The organism is Streptomyces sp. NPDC057136, from assembly GCF_042670885.1.
GTDB lineage: Bacteria > Actinomycetota > Actinomycetes > Streptomycetales > Streptomycetaceae > Streptomyces.
The window spans coordinates 14,221-36,429 of sequence record NZ_JBHUUV010000015.1; the positions used below are offsets into that span (position 1 = coordinate 14,221).

20 protein-coding genes and 2 pseudogenes are annotated in these 22,209 nt (G+C 68.6%); 9 read left to right on the plus strand and 13 right to left on the minus strand.

Annotation, left to right across the window (positions count from 1 at the left end; all coding sequences use genetic code 11):
* Window positions 1–116: 116 nt before the first annotated feature.
* The 4 genes from ACFT7S_RS19325 to ACFT7S_RS19340 all read right to left on the minus strand — a co-directional run bounded on the left by ACFT7S_RS19325 (window position 117) and on the right by ACFT7S_RS19340 (window position 4,622).
* The gene (locus ACFT7S_RS19325; RefSeq protein ID WP_382733282.1) at window positions 117–1,391 is read right to left on the minus strand and encodes an MFS transporter; all 1,275 of its coding nucleotides are present in this window, start codon (window positions 1,389–1,391) and stop codon (window positions 117–119) included.
* 81 nt (window positions 1,392–1,472) lie between these two features.
* On the minus strand, window positions 1,473–2,003 hold the full coding sequence (locus ACFT7S_RS19330) for a carboxymuconolactone decarboxylase family protein (protein ID WP_382733285.1): 531 nt from the start codon (window positions 2,001–2,003) through the stop codon (window positions 1,473–1,475).
* 108 nt (window positions 2,004–2,111) lie between these two features.
* Entirely contained in the window at window positions 2,112–2,972 is an 861-nt protein-coding gene (locus ACFT7S_RS19335; protein WP_382733288.1) for a hypothetical protein, read from the minus strand.
* A 984-nt stretch (window positions 2,973–3,956) separates the two neighbouring features.
* Window positions 3,957–4,622 (minus strand): TetR/AcrR family transcriptional regulator, encoded by a 666-nt coding sequence (locus ACFT7S_RS19340; RefSeq protein WP_382733290.1) that lies wholly within the window; start codon window positions 4,620–4,622, stop codon window positions 3,957–3,959.
* A 112-nt stretch (window positions 4,623–4,734) separates the two neighbouring features.
* Here ACFT7S_RS19340 and ACFT7S_RS19345 point away from each other — a divergent pair, with 112 nt between their 5' ends.
* The 3 genes and pseudogenes from ACFT7S_RS19345 to ACFT7S_RS19355 all read left to right on the plus strand — a co-directional run.
* Window positions 4,735–4,887, plus strand: a complete 153-nt coding sequence (locus ACFT7S_RS19345) for a hypothetical protein (protein ID WP_267080643.1) — start codon at window positions 4,735–4,737, stop codon at window positions 4,885–4,887.
* Window positions 4,887–5,429: a hypothetical protein gene (locus ACFT7S_RS19350; protein ID WP_382733293.1), complete on the plus strand. Its 543-nt coding sequence runs from the start codon at window positions 4,887–4,889 to the stop codon at window positions 5,427–5,429. The genes ACFT7S_RS19345 and ACFT7S_RS19350 overlap by 1 nt, the downstream gene beginning before the upstream one ends.
* A gap of 66 nt (window positions 5,430–5,495) precedes the next feature.
* Window positions 5,496–5,609 (plus strand): annotated as a pseudogene (locus ACFT7S_RS19355) (MerR family DNA-binding protein); the annotation flags it as partial.
* Between the two features lie 167 nt (window positions 5,610–5,776).
* On the opposite strand, the gene ACFT7S_RS19360 reads toward ACFT7S_RS19355, so the two are convergent.
* From ACFT7S_RS19360 to ACFT7S_RS19390, 7 genes are all read right to left on the minus strand, one after another.
* Window positions 5,777–6,442, minus strand: a complete 666-nt coding sequence (locus tag ACFT7S_RS19360) for a TVP38/TMEM64 family protein (protein WP_382733295.1) — start codon at window positions 6,440–6,442, stop codon at window positions 5,777–5,779.
* A 112-nt stretch (window positions 6,443–6,554) separates the two neighbouring features.
* Entirely contained in the window at window positions 6,555–7,502 is a 948-nt protein-coding gene (locus tag ACFT7S_RS19365) for an IS110 family transposase (protein WP_382733297.1), read from the minus strand.
* Between the two features lie 1,947 nt (window positions 7,503–9,449).
* Window positions 9,450–10,724, minus strand: coding sequence for a glycerophosphodiester phosphodiesterase family protein (locus ACFT7S_RS19370; protein ID WP_382733299.1), 1,275 nt, complete (start codon window positions 10,722–10,724; stop codon window positions 9,450–9,452).
* A 417-nt stretch (window positions 10,725–11,141) separates the two neighbouring features.
* Window positions 11,142–11,978, minus strand: a complete 837-nt coding sequence (locus ACFT7S_RS19375; protein WP_382733302.1) for a carbohydrate ABC transporter permease — start codon at window positions 11,976–11,978, stop codon at window positions 11,142–11,144.
* Entirely contained in the window at window positions 11,975–12,949 is a 975-nt protein-coding gene (locus ACFT7S_RS19380; RefSeq protein ID WP_382733304.1) for a carbohydrate ABC transporter permease, read from the minus strand. The genes ACFT7S_RS19375 and ACFT7S_RS19380 overlap by 4 nt, the downstream gene beginning before the upstream one ends.
* Before the next feature lie 13 nt (window positions 12,950–12,962).
* Complete coding sequence (locus ACFT7S_RS19385) at window positions 12,963–14,267, minus strand: ABC transporter substrate-binding protein (RefSeq protein WP_382733306.1); 1,305 nt, start codon at window positions 14,265–14,267, stop codon at window positions 12,963–12,965.
* Window positions 14,264–15,502 carry an aminotransferase class V-fold PLP-dependent enzyme gene (locus ACFT7S_RS19390; protein WP_382733308.1) on the minus strand — a complete coding sequence of 413 codons (1,239 nt, stop codon included), beginning with the start codon at window positions 15,500–15,502 and terminating at the stop codon, window positions 14,264–14,266. The genes ACFT7S_RS19385 and ACFT7S_RS19390 overlap by 4 nt, the downstream gene beginning before the upstream one ends.
* 204 nt (window positions 15,503–15,706) lie before the next feature.
* Here ACFT7S_RS19390 and ACFT7S_RS19395 point away from each other — a divergent pair, with 204 nt between their 5' ends.
* The 6 genes and pseudogenes from ACFT7S_RS19395 (at window position 15,707) to ACFT7S_RS19420 (ending at window position 19,912) form a co-directional block, all read left to right on the plus strand.
* Window positions 15,707–16,426, plus strand: coding sequence for a FadR/GntR family transcriptional regulator (locus ACFT7S_RS19395; RefSeq protein ID WP_382733310.1), 720 nt, complete (start codon window positions 15,707–15,709; stop codon window positions 16,424–16,426).
* Window positions 16,427–16,572: 146 nt separating this feature from the next.
* Window positions 16,573–17,031 (plus strand): annotated as a pseudogene (locus ACFT7S_RS19400) (ATP-binding cassette domain-containing protein); the annotation flags it as partial.
* A gap of 57 nt (window positions 17,032–17,088) precedes the next feature.
* Window positions 17,089–17,385, plus strand: a complete 297-nt coding sequence (locus ACFT7S_RS19405) for an FAD-dependent oxidoreductase (RefSeq protein WP_382733312.1) — start codon at window positions 17,089–17,091, stop codon at window positions 17,383–17,385.
* Window positions 17,361–18,761, plus strand: coding sequence for a glycerophosphodiester phosphodiesterase family protein (locus tag ACFT7S_RS19410; protein WP_382733315.1), 1,401 nt, complete (start codon window positions 17,361–17,363; stop codon window positions 18,759–18,761). The genes ACFT7S_RS19405 and ACFT7S_RS19410 overlap by 25 nt, the downstream gene beginning before the upstream one ends.
* 89 nt (window positions 18,762–18,850) lie before the next feature.
* Entirely contained in the window at window positions 18,851–19,096 is a 246-nt protein-coding gene (locus tag ACFT7S_RS19415; RefSeq protein WP_382733318.1) for a hypothetical protein, read from the plus strand.
* A 396-nt stretch (window positions 19,097–19,492) separates the two neighbouring features.
* Entirely contained in the window at window positions 19,493–19,912 is a 420-nt protein-coding gene (locus ACFT7S_RS19420) for a hypothetical protein (RefSeq protein ID WP_382733321.1), read from the plus strand.
* A gap of 105 nt (window positions 19,913–20,017) precedes the next feature.
* Here the strand turns inward: ACFT7S_RS19420 and ACFT7S_RS19425 are convergent, their stop codons facing one another.
* Together ACFT7S_RS19425 and ACFT7S_RS19430 are read right to left on the minus strand one after the other, a co-directional pair.
* A complete protein-coding gene (locus tag ACFT7S_RS19425; protein ID WP_382733324.1) occupies window positions 20,018–20,278 on the minus strand; it encodes a hypothetical protein in 261 nt (86 codons plus the stop codon).
* A gap of 131 nt (window positions 20,279–20,409) precedes the next feature.
* The gene (locus ACFT7S_RS19430; protein ID WP_382733327.1) at window positions 20,410–22,026 is read right to left on the minus strand and encodes a phosphodiester glycosidase family protein; all 1,617 of its coding nucleotides are present in this window, start codon (window positions 22,024–22,026) and stop codon (window positions 20,410–20,412) included.
* Window positions 22,027–22,209: the final 183 nt, after the last annotated feature.

Below are 22,209 nucleotides of genomic sequence, written 5' to 3' on the forward strand. Positions count from 1 at the left end.
GCGGCGCGGACCGTTCTCGCGCACCTCCACCTCACCAGGGGATCCCCATTCCGTCTCTCCATAGCCACCGCGACCGCATAGGCCAGGATCATCATTCGTGGGCTGTACTCGGCGCTTCACGCGGCCTTGGACAGGGTGGACCGGTCCGTGGTGAGGGCGTGCCGGGTGGTTGTCATGGGGCTGGTCATGGCTCCTCGTCCGTCGTGGCGCGGCCACAGGAGCAGCGCGCCGGCCGCTCCCGCTGCGGCGAGGACCACGAGGACGGACCAGGTAAGGGCGAAGCCTGCGTTCGTGCCGAGCCATCCCGCGACGGGATAGGTGATCAGCCAGGGCAGGTGCGACAGGGAGAACTGGGCCGCGAATGCCTCGGGGATCGCGTTCCGTCCGACGGAGGCGCGCAGGACCTTGCCGGTCGGCGTGATGATCAGTGCCATGCCGATGCCGATCACGGTCCAGATGATCGCCGTACCGGTCCAGGTGGTGAGGCCGGCCGCGATGAGCGTCACCGCGGCGGTCGTGCCGCCGACGAGGACCCCGGCGCCGGTCATCATGACGGTGCGGGCGGCGATCCGGTCGAGAACGCGGGGCAGCGCGAGGGCGGCCAGGAGGGTTCCGGTGCCGGAGGCGGCGAGCATCCAGGCGACGTCCCGCTGGGAGCCGCCGAGCTCGTCACGGACGTAGTTGACGGTGTTGACGACGACGATCGACCCTGCCGCCGCGACCACGAGGTTGAGCGCCATGATGCCGCGCAGCCGCGGCGTCCTGAGGAAGATCCTGATTCCCGCTGACGCCTTGTCCCATGCCTTGGTGTGGGTGCTGGGCCTGGCCTCGGGGATGCGCGTCGACAGGACGAGCAGGGCGGAGATGAGGAATCCCGCGGAGGTGCCGAGGAACAGCCGGTCGAAGCTCATGAACGTCAGGGCGACGGCTGCCAGCACGGGGCTGAGCAGGCTCTCCATGGTGGAGGCGACCTGGGAGGCGGACAGGGCACGCGTGTAGTCGGACTCGTCGGTGACGATGTCGGGGATGACGGCCTGGAACGTCGGGGTGAACGCCGCGGAGCCGGCCTGGAGCAGGCCGATCAGGACGTAGATGTGCCAGACCTCGCTGACGAGCGGCAGTGCCAGGACCACCGCACCGCGGACCACGTCGAGGAGGACCAGGAGAGTTCTCCTGGGGAGCCGGTCGACGTACGCGGCAGCCAACGGGGCTATGACCACGTACATGACCATCTTGATCGTCAGGGCGGTGCCGAGAACCATGCCGGCGCGCGGGCCCGTGAGGTCGTAGGCGAGCAGCCCGAGGGCCACTGTGGTCAGCCCGGTACCGAACAGGGCGATGACCTGGGCACCGAACAGGTGGCGGTAGTCGCGGATGGCGAACAGACGCATGGCGGGTTCCTTCCGTGTCCATGCCTCGGGGCACGGCCCCGGTGGGGAGGCCGTGTCCCGCGAGTACAGGCAGGGGTGTCTCTACGCACCGGTCTCGCTCCCCGGTGTGAGGCCGGCGAGCAGGTTGAAGGCGCCGGTGAGGATGTTGAGTGCGACGACGCCGACGACATCGGCTATCACGCGGTCGCTGTAGCCGTACTCACGCAGCGCGCCGACCTGTTCGTCGGTGATGGAGGTCGGCTCGCGATAGACCTGGAGAGCGAGGGTGATGATCGCCGCGATCGCGGGATCGGCCGAGGTTCCCGCGTGCGCTCGCTCGATCTCCTCCTCGTCCACTCCCATGGCGCGGGCGGCAGTGACGTGCGCGTGGAGGCACAGCCCGCATCCCTGCAGGGCCTGGATGGCGATCGAGATCCGTTCGCTGATCCTGCGGTCGAGTTTGGCGCGTCCCATGGCCCGGCTGAGCTGGAGATAGCCGCCCAGTACAGCCGGCGAGTGCGCCATCGTGGCGACCATGTCACCGATCTGGCCGTGGCGGGAGACCAGGTCGGCGAGGAGATCACGGGAGGCACCGACGGCCGTGTCGGGGGTGAGTCGGGTCAGGCGGGGCATGATGCTCCTTCCGGCGTGGGGATGTGCTGGGCGCGGTGAGGCTCGACGAGCCGAGCGCCCCTTGTTCGCGTCGTGTGCCGCGGCAGGTGATCGGTGGCGTTCATGCGGTCAGTGGTGTGCGTGGTCGCCGTGGTGGCGGCCATCGTGCTCGGGGGCGGCCTGGGATCCCGCGTCCGGGCGAGGGGTGGTCGCGCTGGCCCGCACCGTGAACTCGGCCGTCCGGACGACGTCGTCGTGCTGGAAGTCCAGGTACAGACGGTAGGTACCGGCCGAAGGCGCGGACGCCATGAAGGCGATCCGGGGTCCCGGTGCGGTGGCGCCGTCACCGGGTTCGCCCTCCGGGTGGACGTGGAGGTAGCCCAGGTCGCCGACCCGCAGTGCCACCAGGTGCCCATACGCGGCCAGGTAGGGCTGCAGGTCGGTGACGGGGCGGCCGTTCCGGCTGACGGTGAGGGTGAGCTCGCTCGTCTCGCCGGCCAGGAGTTCGCCGTCGAGCGCGATGGCGTACTCGCCGATCTGTGCGATCCCGGTGACCTCGGGGAGCGGCTGCGGGTCATAGGGCCCGGCGACCGCGGCGTCGATCCCCAGCGTCATGGTCCCGTCGTGGCCGACCGGGTGGATGTCGGCGAAGAACCTCCAGTCCCCCGGTTGCAGGGCCAGCTCGACGCTCCAGGTGCCCTTCTCGTCCCTCACCTGGTGCACGTGCTGGAACCCGGCCGTGTCGCGCCGGACGGCGATGAAGTGCAGCTCCTTTTTGTGCTCGGGCGTGAACTCGGCCACCGCCTGCCCGTCGGGGCCGATCACCCGGAAGCCGACCGGCTGCACGCCGGCGGTGAGGAGCGTCGAGTCGAGCTCGAGGGAGTATCCGTTCTCGGAGACCGACAGCCCACCGGGCTGAGCTCCGCCGTGGCCGCCATGGCTCCCGTGACCGCCGCGGTTGGTCTGGTCGTCGCCGGAGTGATTCCTCATGACATCTCCATCGGTGTGATGCGCCTTCTGGCGTCGCCCGTTCAGGACGACGATCGCAACCATATACCCCCCAGGGGTATATGGCGCCTCAATGGTTGAAGTCTCGCGAAGGACCACTCCCCTCCTGGCTGGCCTTGCCACCGCTCCGGTCCCGTGCGATCGACGCTGCCCGTCAAGCTGATCACCGTGGCCTCCGGCTCGCCGGTGGCCGGAGCGAACTTCGTCCTCGGAACGGCACCGCCGTTTGCCACTCTCGGCCACCTTCTCCGACGCACCGGCAGGGCGCTGCCGGGTCAGCCGGCCGCACTCAGCGGGCGTGGCCGCCCTGGCCGTCGCGGTCTGGACCGTGACGGCTGACCTCCAGTCGGGCGGCTGGGCCAGCCTCAACCACGAGGTACGAGCACGCCGGCGGCAGTGCCCGTCTTCTCACCCGAGCCCGGCGCCTCGGCAAGCGCCGAGGGCGCGGGCGGCGCTCAGGAGCCCGCCCCGAACGACGCGCCCGTGCGCGTCGATGCCTGCGGACGGCAGGTGATCACCCTGACGGTGACGGACTTCTGCGCCCCGAACCGCGAAGGCCGGACTCCCCATCGCACCTATCGCGCGGCAAGGACTCCGGTGGCTGCGCACGGGCCTTCACCATCCCCGAGCTCGGCGTCCAGGAGACCGTCGAGCTCAGCGGCGACTCCAAGATCGACCTAGGTACCTGCGGCCCGGCACGCTCCGGTTTCCTGCGACATGGGCGGCGGGCGCAGCACTGTCCGGTTCGACGAGGATGCCGAAGTACACACGGACGCACTGGTAGCCGCCGCACGGCGGACCGGTGAGCACGAGGCCCGCCCAGTCGGCTGACGTGGTGTGAGCCGAGACGAAGGCGGCCCGGCCGGGCAATCCGGTCGGGCCGCTTCCACTTGGTGGCAGGACTTGCATCCGCTCACCCAGGGGCCCGCCGGCACGCCTTGAATGGCCGCGCCCATGCCCGACCGATCAGTGGCGTCCTTGGTGCCCGTGATGGTGAGGATGGCCCGTTTGATCGACCACGGTCTCGTCGACGGGAACTTCTTCGATGGGGCCGGATGCGGGCCGCAGGCCGGCCATCGTGACCCCGACCAGCCTGCGTACGGCCGCCTTCGAGGGAAGGCCGCCGGCCGCGCCGAGAGCATGCAGGGTGTAGCCGGCGAGTTCGTCCGGTGAGACGTCGGTCCGCAGGGCGCCGCTCTCGGCGCACTCGGCGAGCAGGTCCCGGACCAGCCCGAAGAGCTGCTGGTGAGCCTGCGCGATGTGCTCGCCCTGGTGCAGAAGCGCGGCGACATCGGCGCCGTGGTGTCCGCCGCGCCGCTCGTACGAGATGAGCGCGTACGTCTCCAGGACGCCCTGCAACCGCTGCCACGGGCCTCCGGCCTGATCCCGCACCGCCAGGAGGCGTGCGAGATGCTCGCTGACCTGTCGCTCATGCCAGGCCGCGAGGATCGACTCGACGTCCGGGAAGTACTTGTACAGCGTCGCGCGCCCGATGCCGGTCTCCTGAGCGATGCGCGACATCGTCACCGACAGCAGCCCATGCTCGGCGACCAACGTCGCCGTGGCGTCCAGCGTCGCCTCCCGCACCGCGTGGCGATGCGCCTCGATCGTCTCGTTCCACAGCTTCGGCATTCCCTCAATGTACGGGACGACGATGACGTGACACCATGACTTGACAGAGACACATTGTCTCGCAAAAGGTGGCTACCGCAGCAACTCCCCAGTCACCGAGCCGGAGGACCCCATGTCGAACCAGCCCCCCGCCCCGCACGTCGGCGGCGAACCGGAGCACCGAAGGCCGCGCTGGGTGACCGCGTTCCTGATCGTCGCGGTGGCCGTTGTCATCACGTTCCTGGCCATCCACCTCTCCGGTGGCGGCATGCGAGGCCACGGCTGATGGCGCTGTCCCCTCGGGCGCGCAAGCTCGCCCTGACCGCTCACGTCACGGCCTCCGTCGGCTGGCTCGGCGCCGTAGCGGTCTTCCTCGCCCTGGCCATCACCGGGCTGACCAGCCAGGACGCGCAGACTGCGAGGTCGGCGTACGTCGCGATGGACGTGACCGGCTGGAGCGTGATCGTTCCGCTGTCTATCGCCTCGCTGGTGACCGGTGTCGTCTCGTCCCTCGGCACGAGCTGGGGCCTCCTGCGCTACTACTGGGTCACCGTGAAGCTCACGCTCAACGTCCTGGCCACCGGCGCCCTGATCCTGCACATGCCCCCGATCAGCCACATCGCCCGCGCGGCGACCGACACGGGATGGTCCCAGGGCGAGTTCGACGCGCTCAGGACCCAGCTCGTCATCCAGTCCGGCGCCGCGCTCCTCGTCCTTCTCGTGGCGACCGCCCTGTCCGTTTACAAACCGCAGGGCAGGACCCGCTACGGAGCGCGCAGGCAGCGCCAGGAACGCGCCCTGGCGAGGAGCGCGGCCACCCAGCCGTAGCGGCGGGGCTCACAGGTCTACGGTCAGCGCGTCTACGGTCCGGAGACCGCTGACCGGCTGTGCTTCATCCGCCGCTGCCAGGCCGCGGGCATGACCTTGCAGGAGTTACGGCAGATCCTGACCGTCCACGACAACGGCGAAAGCCCCTGCACCCACGTCGGGCGCCTCCTGAGCAACCGTCGCGACCACGTACGTGCCCAGATCGCCGAACTCGTCACGCTCGAAGCGCATTTCCAGACGCTGCTCGCCCACGCTGCGGAGGGCCGAGCGACCATGACGACGCGAGGGTCTGCTGGATCCTCGAAGCCGACCCCGCGGAATACGCGGAGCCCCGCTGACGCTCCTCTTCAGGCCACGCTGTGGACGGTCGTCGGTGCAGTGGCTGACCGCCTGGATCGCCACATCGAGACGAGGGTGAGCGCCGTCAGCGCGACCATGACGCCGACGGAGATCAAGAACGCCGGCGAGGTCGGCGACGAGGCGGAAGCCCCAGCGACCACGTAGGCGGCCGTCCCGGGCAGCACGCCGAGTGCCGTCGCGCCGGCGAACGAGCGCAGCGGGACACCGGAGAACGCCGCGGCGAAGTTGACGGCCGGGAAGGGGACGCCCGGCACGACCCGGAGCAGGAACACGGTGCGGAAGCCCCGACGCGTGAGCCTTCGGTCCAGCGCCGCCAGCATCTTCCCCTTGAGGAACGGCCGAAGCGCCTCACGACCGAGCCCCCTCCCGAGCGCGAAGGCCAGGACCGCGCCGAGCGTCGTTCCCGCGACGGCCAGGATGACCTCCTCGGGAGCGCCGAAGAGCACTCCGGCAGCGACGTTGAGCACCGGCTTCGGGAAGAACGCCAGGGTGCCGGCCGCAAAGACGAGCACGAAGCCGAGGCCCGCCCAGACGGGGGAATTGTCGGACGTAAATCCTTCAGAGAGCACTCGCTGGGGGCTCCAGAGGAACAGGGAACCGGCCGCAGCTGCCAGGACCACGACGAGCAGACCCAGCCGAACGGACGGTGTCATACGCACACGCCGAGTGTACCGAGGGTGCATCGGCTCCGGCCGGCCGCTGGCCCGCTCCTCACGCCTGAGCCGCGCTCCGACGTGTCAGGGCCCCCTTCGAGCTGGGCCCTGGTTACAGCTGTCCGACCAGGTGGAAGACCTCGCGGGCCGCGTAGCGTTTGAGGCAGCGGACGATTTCGCGCCGGGTCTTGCCTTCCTTGATCCGGCGCTCGTAGTAGTCCTGCGTGCGCGGGTCGACCCGCAGGCGGGTGAACACGATCCGGTGGAGCGTGGCATTTGCCTGCCGGTCGCCACCGCGGTTGAGGCGACGGTACTGCCGGCGTCCCGAGGAACGCTCGACAGGACTGACCCCGCACAGCGCAGCGAAGGACGCCTCACTGTCCAGGCGTTCCGGGTTGTCCCCCACCGTGATCAGCAAAGTGACGGCCGTGTCCGGACCGATCCCCACCACATCGAGCAGCTGCGGGGCATACCGGTTCACGAGTCGGGACAGACGAGCCAGCAAACCCAGCGTGATCCGAGTGGCCTGCAACACCCCGTTCTCGCCGACCTCTTCCTGAGCGCTCGCGTCGGCGAACCGTGCACAGGTCCGGAAGAGTTCGGCATTGCCCAGTCCCGCCAGTTCCTCCCGCAAGGCGGGGTCGGCGGTAATCAGGACGGCTTTGAGCTGGTTGATGGCCTGCGTGCGGGCTTTTACGGCGGACACCTTGGTGAGTTTGTACATTCTCGCGATCTGTACCGGCTCGTCGCCCGATTTGGCCCGGGCGCGGGCCCGCCCGCTCAATACGGCTCGCGCCGCGTTCTGGGCATCGAGCGGATCCGATTTACCGCGCCGACGGCGATCTGCCCTGTCCATCCGATTCACGTCAAACACGTCCACGCCCTGGGCCAGCAGATAGCGCGACAGTGACGCCCCGTAGGAGCCGGTCCCCTCCACCCCGGCCCGCCCCACCACGCCGACCTTCCTGGCCCACTTCAGCAGATCGCGGTATCCCGCTGCGGTGGCCGGGAATTCGTCGGTGGCCAGGACTGTCCCCATGACGGAAAGCACCGCAGCCATATGAGCATCCCGGTGCGTGTCCACTCCCAAAATCACCTCCCCCGCAGGGCGGCGACGGCGAGTCTTCGGAGCAGGCGACGCACTTGACACGGTCGAACTGGACATGCCCGTTCCCCTTCCAGCCCGATGGCATATCGCGTTGCCGATACCGGGCCGGATCGGGCGGTCAGAGTCGTGAGGACGCCACAACAATCGGCAGGCCCCTATCGGGACACACCCCGCCGGCCCGGCACCGACAACGCACCGTCCCCGGCCAACGGCCGACACTGTGAAACCAAGACACTTCAGTCACACTTCGGTCAGAGATGTCATGAGTCAGACCCCAGACCCGGAACAGCACCCGCCCATGCTCCCGCCCCCCACAACACATCGGCCTCTGCGTTCAAACCTGACCGTCAATCGAGAACATTCGACAGCCGGCGCCCAGTACCGACAACACATGCGCGAAGAAGAACAGCGGACAAGCGCATCTGCTTAACAACGCGGCCATGGTGCTTACGATGCCTCCGAAGGCAAGAAGTACTCGGCCTCGCCCTCGTAGCGGCAGTGCAGCCGGCGGCGTCCACTAAGCACGGCCATCGGCGTACTGGTGCAGCGATCGACGAAGCCGGCGGAAAGGAGATCCGCTACGAAATCCCGATCTCACCGATCGCGAGCAGTTCCATGGACACGAGGACGCGCATCGCCGTCAACGACGGCCCTTCACCGGCATGCTGTCGCGAACAGTCCCGGCTCTCTCTGAACCTCGGCCGCAGCAGAACCGGACACTCCGCAGCTGGACCACACTCGTCAGCCCAGAACAGTCCGGCACGCATCGCGATCTCCTACGTTGGTGTCACACGCCTGTCACCAACCTCCTGGACGCTCTCCCACCGCAGGACCCTGAACTACACATACGCGATCATCCTGGACCAGCTGAACCCTCATGGACGGTTTCTACGACATGTGCCATGTGGTACCGATGCAGCCGCCCACACTGCGAAGGCACCACGGAAAGCACCCCAGCAGAAGGCCAGCGACCTCTTCGCCAGCGGATCAAGATCCGGGCCATCCCCGGACCATCGCCGCACCACATGGCTCAGAAGCCGCCGTTTTGGCTGGCCAGCAGGGCAATGCCCCCGGTACCACCAGCAGACGAAGAACCTTCTTTGTTCTTACAGCCCTCAGAAACTTGGCTTCTTCTAGAGCCTGAAGTCGGTTGCCTGGAGGCATCGTTGTGCTCCAGGCAACCCGACACGGCAACCACGCTCCGCATCACCCAGACGGCTTGCGTCAGCCGGTGGACCTCTCCCACCGCCGGACCGCTCGGAGCGGGCCGCCGCACGCTACCCGCTGCGTCGCGCGCCACCAGTTGGTGCACGCGGTCGCCGTGGGTAGCGACCCAATGATCTGAACAGGTCGGCCTCGGGGCAGGATTGGCGCGTGATACCTCCCCGATTGCTGTGGTGTGACCCGCGGCCATCCCCCGGTTCAACCAGCAGGAGCCGGTGACCACGATCGTTCGCGATCCCAGCTTCTACGAGCCGACTGAAGAAGATGACTGCTGGAGACTCGGGTACTACTGCCAGGCGCACGACCGCCCCTATTGGCACGAGTCCTTCGGGGAGGGACCGCATCTCATCGCGCTGCACTGCGACGAGCACGGGCCGGAGAACATGTGGCCGCAACCGAAGTTGCTATGTTCCCGGCAGGGTTCGCCCCCTCACTGAACGACGTGCAGCCAGCCTGGGTGCAGGCAGAGTGGGACGCCGCCGATTAGGCAAGATCCGGAAGAGACGGCCTCACTCGTCTTTCACCACGCCTCTGTGTCACACGATACGCGAAAGCCCGCCCAACGGGGGCGGGCCTTCGGCCGCTCTGCGGTTCGCCTGAGTGCGCGACGCGTTCAACCGACACCGGGCGCGCGGTGGTCCAGAGGCTGCGCCTGTAGCAGCGCACGCGGGATGGTCACGGCAGGACGTAGGAGTAGACGTCCTCGAGGTTCATGTTCTCGTCCATCAGGTAGACGGTGTCGCCTCCGGTGTTGTTGAACATGCCGACCGAGTAGCCGTTGTAGTAGGCGTCGGCCCTATTGGTGCCGGTGTTGACGTAGACCAGGAACAGGCCGCCCGGCTGGATGACGGCCTTGTCGCCGGTGCTCAGCCAGATATTGGCGGCGTGGTCGGTCAGCGTGTGGCTGGAGATGTCGATCGGCTGGTCGGTGGTGTTGCGCAGGGCGACGTACTCGCCGTTCTCGGGCTGATTGTCCTCGCCGCTCGGGTTCGCCATGACGTGTTCGATCTCGACGCCGTCGAGGCCGAGGCGCGGGTCCTTACCGGCCACGACGCGCTTCGCGACAGCCGGCACGTTGGTGACCAGGTAGTCATAGCGCTGGTTCCGCGCCATCGCGATCGACTTGGGGCTGTCGACCGGGTCGGAGTACACCTTGAGGCCCACCTCGTGCGCGCGGTCGATGTCCGCGGCCGTGGTCGCGGTCGGCGTGGCGTACACGGCGTCCGTCCACGTCGCGAGTTCGGCCAACCGGCTGTCGTCAAGCATCGGGCCTCCCGACAACCAGGAGATGCGCACATGGGGCAGCAGCGCGGCGAACTCGCGCAGCACAGCCTCGTCTCGGGAGTGGACCGCGATCTCGAGCATGCCGGTGCGCGGGTTCACGCGATCGTCGGTGTAGCCGCACTCCGCCAGGAGTGCGGCGAGCTTGGTGGCCACGCCGGGGCTGCTCTGCGGCGACTTCATCTCGAGGTTGAAGCCCGTCTTCCCGCGTGCCAGGACAAGCACCTCCTCGAGGGTGGGGACGCGCTCCGCCGCGAACTTCTCATGCACCCACGAGCCCGCGTCGAGCTGCTTGATCTCGGCGAGCGTGAAGTCGCCGACGCGCCACGGCCCACGGTCGGGGAAGATCTGCTCGGCGTCGGTGGTGGTGTCGAGGGTGTCGTCGTGGACCAGCACCAACTCGCCTTCCCGCGTGAGCTGGACGTCGCCCTCCAGCACCGCCGCGCCCTCAGCGATCGCGGCCCGGTAGGCCGCCAACGTCTCCTCCGGTGCAACGCGCGGCGAACCGCGATGGGCGACGATCGGATTCTTGAGCCGCTTCGCCGTCTGCTGGGCGGTGCTCCCGGTCGCCTCGGCGGTCACGGTGCTGACTGCTCCCTGGGCCGGAGTCGCGAGGGAGACGGTGGCGGCCAGGGCAGCGCCGACAGCGAGAACACGGACAACTCTCATGGGGTCAGGCATCGGAAACCTTCGGTAGAAGTCCGGATCGTCGCGGGGAGCGTATGGGCCGTGCTTGTCCCGCTGGGGTTCGGCGGGTGAAATTGCCCCCAACTCCCGCGGGCAGTTCGGCATTCACGTGACCACGCAGCACCGGCCTTGCCTGACGCGGTTGGACTGACCTTGTTCGACGGGGGCGGGTCTAGACGGTCCCTTCACCTTGACGGGTGCAGCAGGCTTCTCTCCACCGGCTCTCCGGTCCCCAGGGCGACCAGCCCACCGCCGTGCAGTACGCACCATGCTCTGCGCGACTAACAAGTCCGCACCTGGCAGATCGACTCAGCGCCGAAACAGGAGCGTTCGCCAGAAGCGCGAGGGCCAGGACCTGCAAGAACGCGGTCCGGGCCCTCGCACGTGGGTGGCCCGCGGTCACCCCTTGACGGCGCCGGCGGTGAGCCCCTGGACGATGTGCCTGCTGGCGAAGGCGAAGAGCACCATGGTGGGCAGGATCGTCAGGACGGCCGCGGCAGACATCGAACCCCAGTCGATGTTGAAGCTGGAGATGAAGCCGTTCAGCGCCGTGGGGACGGTTTTGTTGTCGTCACTGTTCATCAGCGTGACTGAAAGGAAGAGCTCGTTCCAGCAGTTCACGAAGTTGAAGATGAAGGCAGCGATGATGCCCGGCTTCATCACCGGCAGCAGCACCCGGAACAGCGCACCGAACCGTGAGCAGCCGTCGATCATGGCGGCCTCTTCGAGGGTGTCCGGGATGTTCTCGAAGAAGCCGCGGAGCATCACCGTGCAGAACGGGATGCAGACCGCGATGTAGACGAGTATCAGCCCGAAGCGGTTGTCGACGAGCTGCAGATCGGTCATCAGCAGATACAACGGTCCCAGCGCGATGAAGGCGGGGATCATCTGGGTGACCAGGGCGGCCATCAACAGGGCCGTCTTGCTGCGGAATTCGAACCGGGCCAGCACATAGGCCGACAGCATCGAGATGACGGTGGCGACCGTGCCGGCGACCGTTGCCACGATCAGGCTGTTGACGAGGTAGGCGCCGAACTGGGACTTGTCGAACAGCCCGGCGTAGTTCTCCAGGGAGAAGTCCTCGGGCCAGTACGCGAGGGGGAAGGTGAAGATGGCGCCGGCGGGTTTGAACGAGGTGATGGCGATCCAGTACAGCGGGAACACGGTGAAGATCAGCCAGAGCGTGAGAAAGCTGATCTTGACGGCCTTTCCGACCGGGGACTCCTTGGTGTTCACGACTTCGCTCCCTTCTCGCGGGTGGCCGTGAGGTAGAAGACCGAGAACAGCAGGAGGCCGGCGACCACCAGCAGGCCGAGGGCGGACGCCTTTCCGTAGTCGCCCTGCTGAGTGATGTTGATCATCCAAGTCGTCACGATGTGCGTCTCGTTGTTCGGGCCGCCGCCCGTCGTCCCGAAGATGATGTCCGGGAAGTTGAAGATCCAGATGATGCGCAGCAGCACCGTCAGGGCCAGCGTCGCCCGGATGTACGGGATCGTGATCTGGAACAGTGTGCGCACCTTGCCCGCCCCGTCCAGCGCGGCGGCCTCGTAGATCTCGTCGGGGATCGACTGCAGGGCAGCGAGGATCATGATGGCGAAGAAGGTCACGCCGTACCAGATGTTGGCGACGAGGATGGCGACCATGGCCGTCTTCGGGTCGGCCAGCCATGCCACCGGCTCGTCGATCAGATGTGCCTTCATCAGCAGGTCGTTGACGACCCCGAACTCGCTGTTGAACATCCAGCGGAAAAGGATGCCGATCAGGAAGCCAGAGATGGCCCACGGGAAGAAGATCAGCGCCTGATAGAGCCCGCGGAAGCGGAAACGGCGTCGCAGCCACAGGGCTAGCGCGAACCCGATGACGAGTTGGGGCACGATCGAGGCGACCACCCATAGGGCGGTGTTGCTCAGCACGGTGCCCCAGAGCGGGTCGCCGAAGATCTCCCGGAAGTTGCCAAGACCAACGAACGACTTGTCCGTGAGGTCCGCCAGGTTCCAGTGGCGGAAGGCCATTTGGCTGCCGGCCACCATCGGGTAGTACGTGAACACTGCCACGAAGATCGCGGCCGGTGCCATGAAGGCGGCGATCACCAGGCCCCGGCGGGTGGTGAACTCGCGCTTGCGCCGGCCGCCGCCTGCCGTCCTGACGGGACGGGCGCCCTCCTTGCGGGAGGGGCGCCGTGTCTCTTCTTGCACTGGGGAAGCCATGCCCGCCCGCATGTCAGCTCTTCTCGTTCTTCCACTTGGCGGTCCAGTACGCGTCCCAGTCGGCGAGCAGCTGCTCCTGCGTCATCTTGCCGAGCAGCACCTTCTGGACGTCCGCATCGGCCTTCTGCGTCCACTCGGTGAACCAGGGCACATCACGGGGCTGGGTGACGGTGACGTACGTGTCCGGGTTCTGGTTCATTGTCACGTAGCTGGCCCACGGCCCGGTCTTGTAGAACGGGTCCTCGTCGGCCTGCTTCTGGATCGGGATCAGACTGTTCTTCTTGGCGAACGTGGTCGACGCCTCGCCTTCCGACAGGAATTCGACGAGCTTGACGGCCTGTGCCTTGTGCTTACTGCCCTTGGCCACACCCCAGCCGGCGGTCGCCAGCGGCTGGACAGCCTTTCCTCCCGGGCCGGCGAGCAGGGGCGCGGTGGTCCACTGGTCCTCCTTGATCGCCTTGGACTCCCGCAGGGGCGCGATCACTTCCGGGTCCTGGAGCAGGAAGGCCGTGGATCCGTTGGAGAAACCCTCGACCATCTCCGGGTAGCCCCAGGCGATGGAGGACGGCGGCGAGCCCTTCTTGAACAGTTCGAAGTACGTCTTCAGTGCCTCGCGTGCCTCCGGCGCGGAGAAGATCGTGCTGCCGTCGTCCAGCTTGTAGCCGTTGGCCGGGTCGATCCTGTCGGCGACGTACGCCTCGATGACCGCCGTGACGTTGCTGCTGGCGTTGGGGCCGCCCCGGAAGGCGTAACCGTAGCGGCGCTTGTCCTTGTCCTGGATCGCGCTCGCCTGCTCGAGCAGGTCCTCCCAGGTGCTGGGCGGTTTGTCGTACCCGGCCTGGCTGATGAGGTCGGTCCGGTAGAACAGACTCAGCCCGTAGAAGCCGTAGGGCACGAAATACGTCCTGCCCTCCGGACCCTTGGCGGCCTTGGCGGCGTTGTCGGTCAGCCCCTGCCAGCCCGACCAGTCCTTGAGGTCCGTGCTCATGTCGTGGATCCAGCCGTTGTTCGACCACGGGCCCACGGTGATGTCCCGGACCTCGAGCGTGTCGACGCCGCTGCCGGACTGCAGCATCTGCTGGATCTTCTGGTCCGCCTGGCCGGTCGGCGGCGAGACCAGATTGACCTTGATCTTCGGGTTCTGCTTCTCGAAGTCCGCGATGAGCTGCTTCAGCACCTCCGTGCGGGCGGGGTTGGTCAGGCTCTCGACCATCTGCAGTGTGACGGTCCCATCACTGGAGCCGCCCATGGCGGAGCAACCGGTCACGGTCATGGTGAGGGCGAGGCCGAGAGCGGCGACTGCGTTCCTGCGTTTCATCGCTGTCCTCCGTGGGACTGGTTACGGGACCATGCGCCGAGCACGGGGACGCATCGCTCGGCGAAGTACTCGAAATCGGCTGCCGTGTTGTACACATGCGTCGACAGGCGCAGATAGCCGACGCCGCCGAAGCTGGTGAACGCCGTCGCGACCCCCAGCTCCTGCGCCACCCGGTCGCGCAGCGCGTCAGCCTCGGCGTGGGTGGCGGCCAACGGGGCGGGGATCCTCACCAGCCGCAGGGCGTTGACCGGCATGCCCACGTCCACGCGGCAGTCCTCGCCGGTCAGTTCGGAGAAGGCCGTCGCGATGATCCGTTCCGCGTAGTCGGCCAGCTCGCGCATGTAGGTGCGGGCCGTCGCCCACCCCCAGGTGTCCTCGACGAAGCCGAGGGCGGTGGGCGCGGCGAGATAGCTCGTGGCGTCCACGGTCCCCTGAGTGTCGAAGCGGTCGGGGAAGGGTTCGGGAGCGCCCCAGGAGTCGATCAGGGGGTAGAGGCTGTCGCGCAGATCCGTCCGTGCCACCAGCGCCGCTGTGCCCCGCGGGGCACAGCCGAACTTGTGGAGGTTGCCGACCCAGACGTCGCAGTCGAGTCCGGCGAGGGGGTCCTCGGCCAGTCCGGGCACATGAGCGCCGTCCACGAGGATCGGGATGCCGCGTCTGCGGGCTTCTGCGGTGATCCGATCCACCGGCATCCACCGCGCGGTCGCCGAGGTGATGTGGTCGAGGACGATGAGGCCGGTCGCTTCGCTCAGCTCCGCCACCACGGATTCGCAGGCGGTGTCGGCGTCGGCGTCGAGCGGCACGTGGACCGTGCGGAGCCTGCCGCCCCAGCGGCGGGCGAGGCGTTCGGCGCCCATGGTCACGGCGCCGTAGCCGTGATCGGTGACCAGGACCTCGCCGCCGGGTCGTGCCGGCACGTTCGTGTAGGCCACGCTCGCGCCGCCGCTGGCGTTGGGGACGAGGGCGAGGTCGTCGACCGATACCCGGAGGAAGCCGGCGATCGCCCTTCGTGCGGCCGCGACCTTCCCCGGCAGCGCGGGGAACCACTCGACAGGCGAGGCGTCCATCTGCCGGCGCAGCCGGTTCTGCTCCTCCTGTGCCAGGTGTGGAACCGCCCCGAACGACCCGTGGTTCAGGTGCCTGATCGCGGGATCGAGCGACCAGGCAGCGGCGGCAGGGCGGCCGTCGGCGAGCGCGAGGGGTCGCGGGGCAGTGGTGAGATCTGTCGTGCTCACGAGACTCCAAGCGGGCTGGACATCAGACAGGTACCGGAAGAGGTGTGATGACTAGGCGAGATACTGCCCCTGATGGGCCATACAGACAAGAGTTCAGGCCATAGTTATCTGATGACTTTGGTTTTCACCGGAGCAATGTATGACGACTGGCTTAGACTGCCTCCTGCCCGGCGCTGCCGCACGGGCCTGAACGGGGAGGAAGCGATGTCCGCAGTCGACAAGGCGTTCCACGGCTTGCGCCGCATGATCTCCAGCGGCCGTCTCGGCGCCGGCCAGCGGTTTCCGCCGGAGAGCGATCTGTGCGAAGAGCTGGGAGTCTCACGGGGTTCGCTGCGTGAGGCGGTGCGCATGCTCGCCGCCCTCGGCGCGGTCGAGGCGCGGCACGGCTCCGGAACCTTCGTCTCACAGCTGCGACCGGAGGACCTTCTCGGCAGGCTGTCCCTGACGGTCGAACTGCTGCCGCTCGACGGTCTGCTGGAGCTGTTCGAGATCCGGCGCGTACTGGAATCGCATGTGATGGCGCAGGCCGCCGCCAGGATCACCCCCGAGTCGCTGGAGATCCTCTACGGCTTCCTCGAGACGATCGAGGGCAGCGACGACCCGGCGGAGTTCGCCGATTACGACCATCGCTTCCACGCGGAGATCGCCCGGATCGGCGGCAGCCCTTCCATGGAGGCCCTGCTCACCGTCTTCCGTTCCCGCTCCCGTCACTACCGGGTGTTCGCGCTGCCCGAAGGTCCGGAGTTCAAGCGCGCGGGCGACGAGGATCACCGTGCGATCGTCACGGCACTGGCCAACCGCGACCCTGCGGCTGCCGCGAGCGCCGCAGCCGCGCACATCGCCCGCAGCGAACGCTGGCTCGGCGCCTGCCGCCCGCCCGTGACCGAGGACGCCGTGGCCGAGCCGGCGAACATGCCCGGCTGACGGCGGTGAGCCGACCTGCGCGGCCCGTCGGGGCGCCCCGGTCCCGCCGGCTTCGCCGATCGCCGGCCCCCGGTGAGTTGGTGCACCACTCGGATACCGGGTCGCGAACAGCTCGTTTCGCCTAGTTCTTCGCCAACGACGCGGTCGTACGCGACGAGCTCATCGGCTACAAGGAGCGCGGCGGCCTCGTGCACGAGCTCACGGACGAGCCGGTCGCACGGCAGCGGCGCGGCATCGGCATGGTCTTCCAGCGCTTCAACCTCTTCCCGCACATGACCGCGCTGGAGAACATCATGGGCACCGGTCCTGGTCAGGAAGGAGTCCAAGGCCGAGGTCCGGGAGCGCGCGCAGCCCCTGCTGGCACGGGTCGGACTGACCGCCCGTGCCGACTCCTGTCCGTCCCAGCTGTCGGGCGGCCAGTAGCAACGGGTGGCGATCGCCAGGGCTCTGGCGATGCGTCCGGAGCTGATGCTGTTCGACGAGCCCACCTCCGCGCGCTCGTGTTCATGGACGACGGTGTCGTCGTCGAGTCCGGCGCCCCCGCCGATGTGCTCGGCTCTCCCCGCCACGCGCGCACCCAGGCATTCCTCGGCAAGGTCAGCTGACCGGTCCCCCCTCCCCCACCGCAACCCTTCGTTCTCGTCCCGCAAAGGGAAAGACCCATGCCTCGTGTCGTCGTCGGAGCCGGCGTGCTCGGTGCCTCCGTGGCGCACCGTCTGGCCCAGGCCGGTGCCCGCGTCACCGTGATCGAAGCCGGCGGCCCGGCCGCCGGCACATCAAGTGCCACCTTCTCCATCGACGTCTCCCACCTCAAGACGCCACAGCACCCGCCTGCCGAAGCACGACTGCCTCGGCGCGATCCTGGCCACCCCCGGTGTCGATCTGCGGCCGACGCCCGACGGGCGGGTCGTCTCGATCTCGTGGCCGGTGCGCCATGCTGCCGTCGGATGCGGCGGTAACGGCGGACGCGGCGCGACAGCCCGCCCCCGCCCTGAAACGGGAACTGCACCGCCCGGGCCGCGAGGTGTTCACGCCGCTGCGCGCCGCCGAGATGGCGGGTGTACGCCTGGGAGTGCGTCCCGTACCGGCGGACGGACTGCCCCTGGTCGGCCGCGCCCAGTGGCGCGAAGCCCCCGAGAACAGCCTTCCGGCCTTCGAAGCCGCGCTGGACGACGGAGCCGAGATCGTCGAGACCGACATACGCAAGACCAAGGACGGCCACCTCGTCCTCATGCACGACGAGACGGTGGACCGCACCACCAACGGGACCGGCCGGGTCACCGAGCTCACACTGGCCCAGATCAAGTCCCTCCGCCTGAAGAAGGGCCTGGGCGGCGCCCAGGCGGCGCTGACGGACGAGCGCGTGCCCACGCTGACCGAGGCGATGGCGGTCGTCAAGGAGCGCGGTCTGGTCAACCTGGACAAGGGGTGGAACGTCCGCGAGGAGATGTACGAGGTCCTGACCGAGACCGGCACGGTGCGCAACGGCCTGTTCAAGAGCAGCGCGCCTGTCGCCGAGGTGCAGGAATTCCGCGAGAAGCACCCTGACGCCGTCTACATGCACGTCATCTCCGACAGCAACATCGGCGCCCTCGACGGATTCGGGGCGGACCAGCCTGTCGCGTACGAGGTCGTCTTCAAGAACACTGAGGACGCGATCGTCCGCGAGCCGGTCCTCGACCGGATGCGGTCGACCGGCAGGGTCTGGATCAACTCCATGTGGTTCGGGCTGGCCGATCACTACACCGACGAGCGGTCCCTGACCGACCCCGCCAAGGGCTGGGGCGCCCTGGTCGACACGTTCGGCGCCTCCATGCTCCAGACGGACAACATCGAGACGCTCGAGTCCTGGCTGAAGACGGGCTGGGCAGAGAAGGTCGCCCCACACACCATCCGCATCCAGGGCGAGGACTTCGCGCGGGGCGGCGAAGGCATCGCCTACCACGACAACGACCCGCAGAACCGTGGCGGGAACGTCGCTCGGCCCGACGAGGGTGTCGACGTCTGCGATCATCAAGGCGCCGTGTCCATGTGCTGGATCCGTGGCGGGGAATGGATCGACTACGACTTCACCGTCGAGAAGTCCGGGTACTACGACCTCTCCGCTCGCGTTTCGTCCCCGTACGACCCGGCCGGCACCTACCGCCTCGCCTTCGACGACGGCAGCCCGAGCGAAAGCGTCGCTGTGCGGAACACCACGAGCCACTCGGCGTTCTTCCTGCAGCCCACCGGTTGGGCAGCATCTCGAGGCTGGCCGGCACCAGGTGCGCATCAGCATGGACGCCGACGTGTACCAGAACTTCAACCTCGATCTCCTTCAGCTGGACCTGGCTAAGAAGGGCTCCCACTGATGGGGCTCGGCCGACACGTCATGCTCACCCGCGCCCTCACCGCTCGCCCCTGCGCTGCGCCCGGCTCGGGCTCGTGGCCTCCACGCTCGTCGGCCTCTCGGCCATCGGCGCGGTGGCTCCGGCAGGCTCGGCGGCAGCCGCCGAAAGCGACCGGCAGAGCCGACGTCACCAGTTCGGTCTGGAAGCGGGTCTGCTCAGCTACCGCCGTCTGGTGACACAGCGGCAGGGCGCCAGCCAGGCGCACTTCGACTACGCGGACGTCGTCGAGGACTTCGACCGCCCTACGGCGAGCACGAACGCCCCCACTGCCAGACCGTAGTGACCGAGCGGGACGGCCTGCGGACCCGTCACCTGTTCAACCGGCAGGTCAACCTGCTGATGCGGGAGGAGACCGGCCGGGTCGGCGGTCTGCCCGTTCGGCTCGTCACGCACTGCCGGTACAACCGCGGCGGCAACCTGGTCGGCGTGCTGAGTCCGCTCGGCTCCCTCGCACAGGCGCTGTACGGCCGCGATGCGCACGAGCGTCGGTCGACGTGCCGGAGGATCTGCGGCCCGAGCGGCCAGCTGTTGACCTCCTCCAACCCCCGGGTCACCCGGTCCGGCGATCCGGGCGCCGCCGAAGACGCCGAGTACGAGCGACGGCTGACCCGCTACAGCTACGACCCGGCCCCGGTCGGCTGGACGAGATCGATCTGCCGACCCCGACACTGCCGGTGTGCGGGCGGGCTTCCCGGTGGGCCGCACGATCGACCCCGGTGGCTTCGACCTGCACCAGGACATCGAGCCTGACGCCCTCGGCCGTACCGTGAGCGTCGGCCGACCGTCGTCGCAGGATGCCGGGGACGGGCGGTTCGTCTCCACGGTGGCCTACGACGAGGCGCAGCTGGTGCGCCAGCGGATCGGAGACCCCGCAGGATCCATGAAGACCAGACGCGTCCGGTACGACAGTGCCTCCCGCCCGGCTTTGATGCTGTCGCCGGCGGGCCGGATCCAGAAACTCAGGTACGACGAGCGGTCCCTGGTGGCGGCGGTCATCGACGACCTGGCGGGCGTCCGCGCGGTCACCCGGCGTACCTACGAACGCCGCCGAATGCCTCGCGCGGTCATCGACCCGCGCGGCGCCACAACCCGCTGAACGTGGTCGGCGGCGCGGCTCCGGCCCGCTTCCGTATTTCCTGCTCGCTGTCGGAGTGACCGGGCGCCGGCGCCTCACCGTCGTGCCCTCCTTCGACGTGCTCGATCACTTCTGGCTGAGCTTGATGTGCTCGGTCAGGTTGCCGATCTCGCTGCCGAGTTTCCGCACGGGGTCGGCGAAGGAGGCCAGGGCGGACTCGATGTCGACCGCAGCGACTGAGTGACGCTCGATGACGGCTGCGTGCTCCAGACGTGCCCACACGGCGGCTTCGGCTACCAGCGCGTCGCGCTGAGGACTGGCAACCGGGTGCTGGGATGCCTGGGTAAGCAGTTCGCGGGCCTTCTGGCCAGAGGTGTTGTCGTTCACGGACCGAATCTTTCCAGCGGAGGTGGGTGACGGGCGGATTCCGCGCCGGTACACGGCCGTTGACCGCGACCACCTCGGCCCCCGGAACGAGCGGCCGAGCCCTGGCTCGGGCGTTCTCGGACCGGGCCGGGTCAGCCCCGGTCGGGCAGGATCAGCAGTGCGTCCCCGACAGGGCGTTCACCGGCCGCGTCGGACGGGTCGTTGATCACTTCGCCGTCGACCACCATCGTGGTCGACCCGCCGCCGTCAAAATTGACCGCGCCGCGCAGGCCCAGCGCTCGGGCGACGGCAGCGCTCTCGGGGATGCTCAGCCCCAGCGCGCCCGTGCCGCGTCCGTCGGCGGTGATGAGCACGGTCCTGCCTGCGGCGTCCACCCCGGCCAGCGTGCGTGGATTGCGCTTGTGCACCCAGCCGTAGTAGAAGCTCGCGTTGCCGGGCTGCGCCATCCCGTCGGTGGCGGCCGTGACGTGCAGCCGTCCGTCGCGGACCAGTTCGGGACCGCCATTGAGGATACTGGTCGCCGGTGACGGGGAGACCTTGCGGCCGCTGTCGTCCCGCAACGTCCCCTCGACGCGCAGGGGCCGGCCGACCTGCGCCAGGGCGGCCAGCTCGGCGACGCGGCTGCCGGTCGCCTGCACGGAGGTGCCGCCGGCCGGCAGCGGTCCGCCGCGCGGTGAGCGCCGCTCCAGGACCCGCCCTCGGGCGTCCAGCACGACCTCGAGGCCCTCGCCCTGCGGCGTCTGCCGACCGTATTCAGGCGTGAAGGCGACGAGCTCGTCGCGGTCGGTGCAGGTCACGTCGTGCAGGGGCAGCGAGGTCGGAGTGTCGTCGGCGGTACCGCCGCAGTTCCTGATCAGGCCCGGTACGCGGTCGATGCCGTCCAGGGGTTGCGACGCATCCCGGCCGGCGACCCGCCCCTTCCAGGTGAGCCGGGCGACCCTGCTGTGCCGGCCGGAGTCGCGCATCACCAGGCCGGGACGCCCGTTCACCGGCTCGCTCAGCAGCCGGCCGTCGTAGACGCCGACGCCGGCCGGATCGCCCGGTGCTCCGGCTCGCGGGTCGAGGACGAAGAACCCGACGTTGACCGCTGCGGTTGCGCGGGAAGCAGCCGCCAGCTCACTGGTCTTCTCACGGTTCTCCAGATCGGGACCGTACGACGCCTTGAGCGTACCGCGGAACCGGGCCGGGTCGATGGTGAGCACGTCGATCCGCCACGGGCCACGGTCCGCGGGGTCGCCGTCCCAGCCGGTGTATACGGCGGACCCTGCGTACCCGGCACCCCTCAGCCGGGTGAGCTCGGCCGTCGCGGCGGACTGCGAGTCGAACTGCCCGACCCGGACCCGCCACCCTAGCGTTCCACCGGCGTAGTCGGCGACCGCTGGAGTCGTGACCTCCTCGACCCGGGCGTCGAAGCCGTCCCTGTGCGCGTCGGCAGCCAGCTCGTCGGCGCTCGACCGGTCCTTCAGCGCCGTCGGCGGCGCATCGGGGTCCGGCGAGGTGGCACCCCCGGGTATGGCAACCTCGACCGTCCACGCAAGCGCCGGAGCGTCGTCACCGCGCACAATCCGCGTGAGGGTGACACCGGGCTGCAGCGTCCGCGTGCTGCGGGTCTCGGTCAGGTCGACGGCGCCCAGCGGCAGGACACGCGTCGGCCCCGGACGCGGTTCGGAAGAGGCCGGCACCGGCAAGGCGACCACCACAGCCAAGAGGAGCAGGACCGTGGACGCGCCGAGCAACTTGCTTTTCACGTACTCCCCCTGGCCGGATCGACTGAGCAACGGTGCGTGCGGTAACGACCACCAGTCAAGACGTGTGCACGCCAAACTCCCTGCGCCCTTTCGGGCGGGAGAGCGGGCCGCCAAGTGCCCGTAGCGCCGAATGAGCGTCCGCTCGATGCCGCACGGCGCCGCGGATTGTTGTGACCGGCCGCT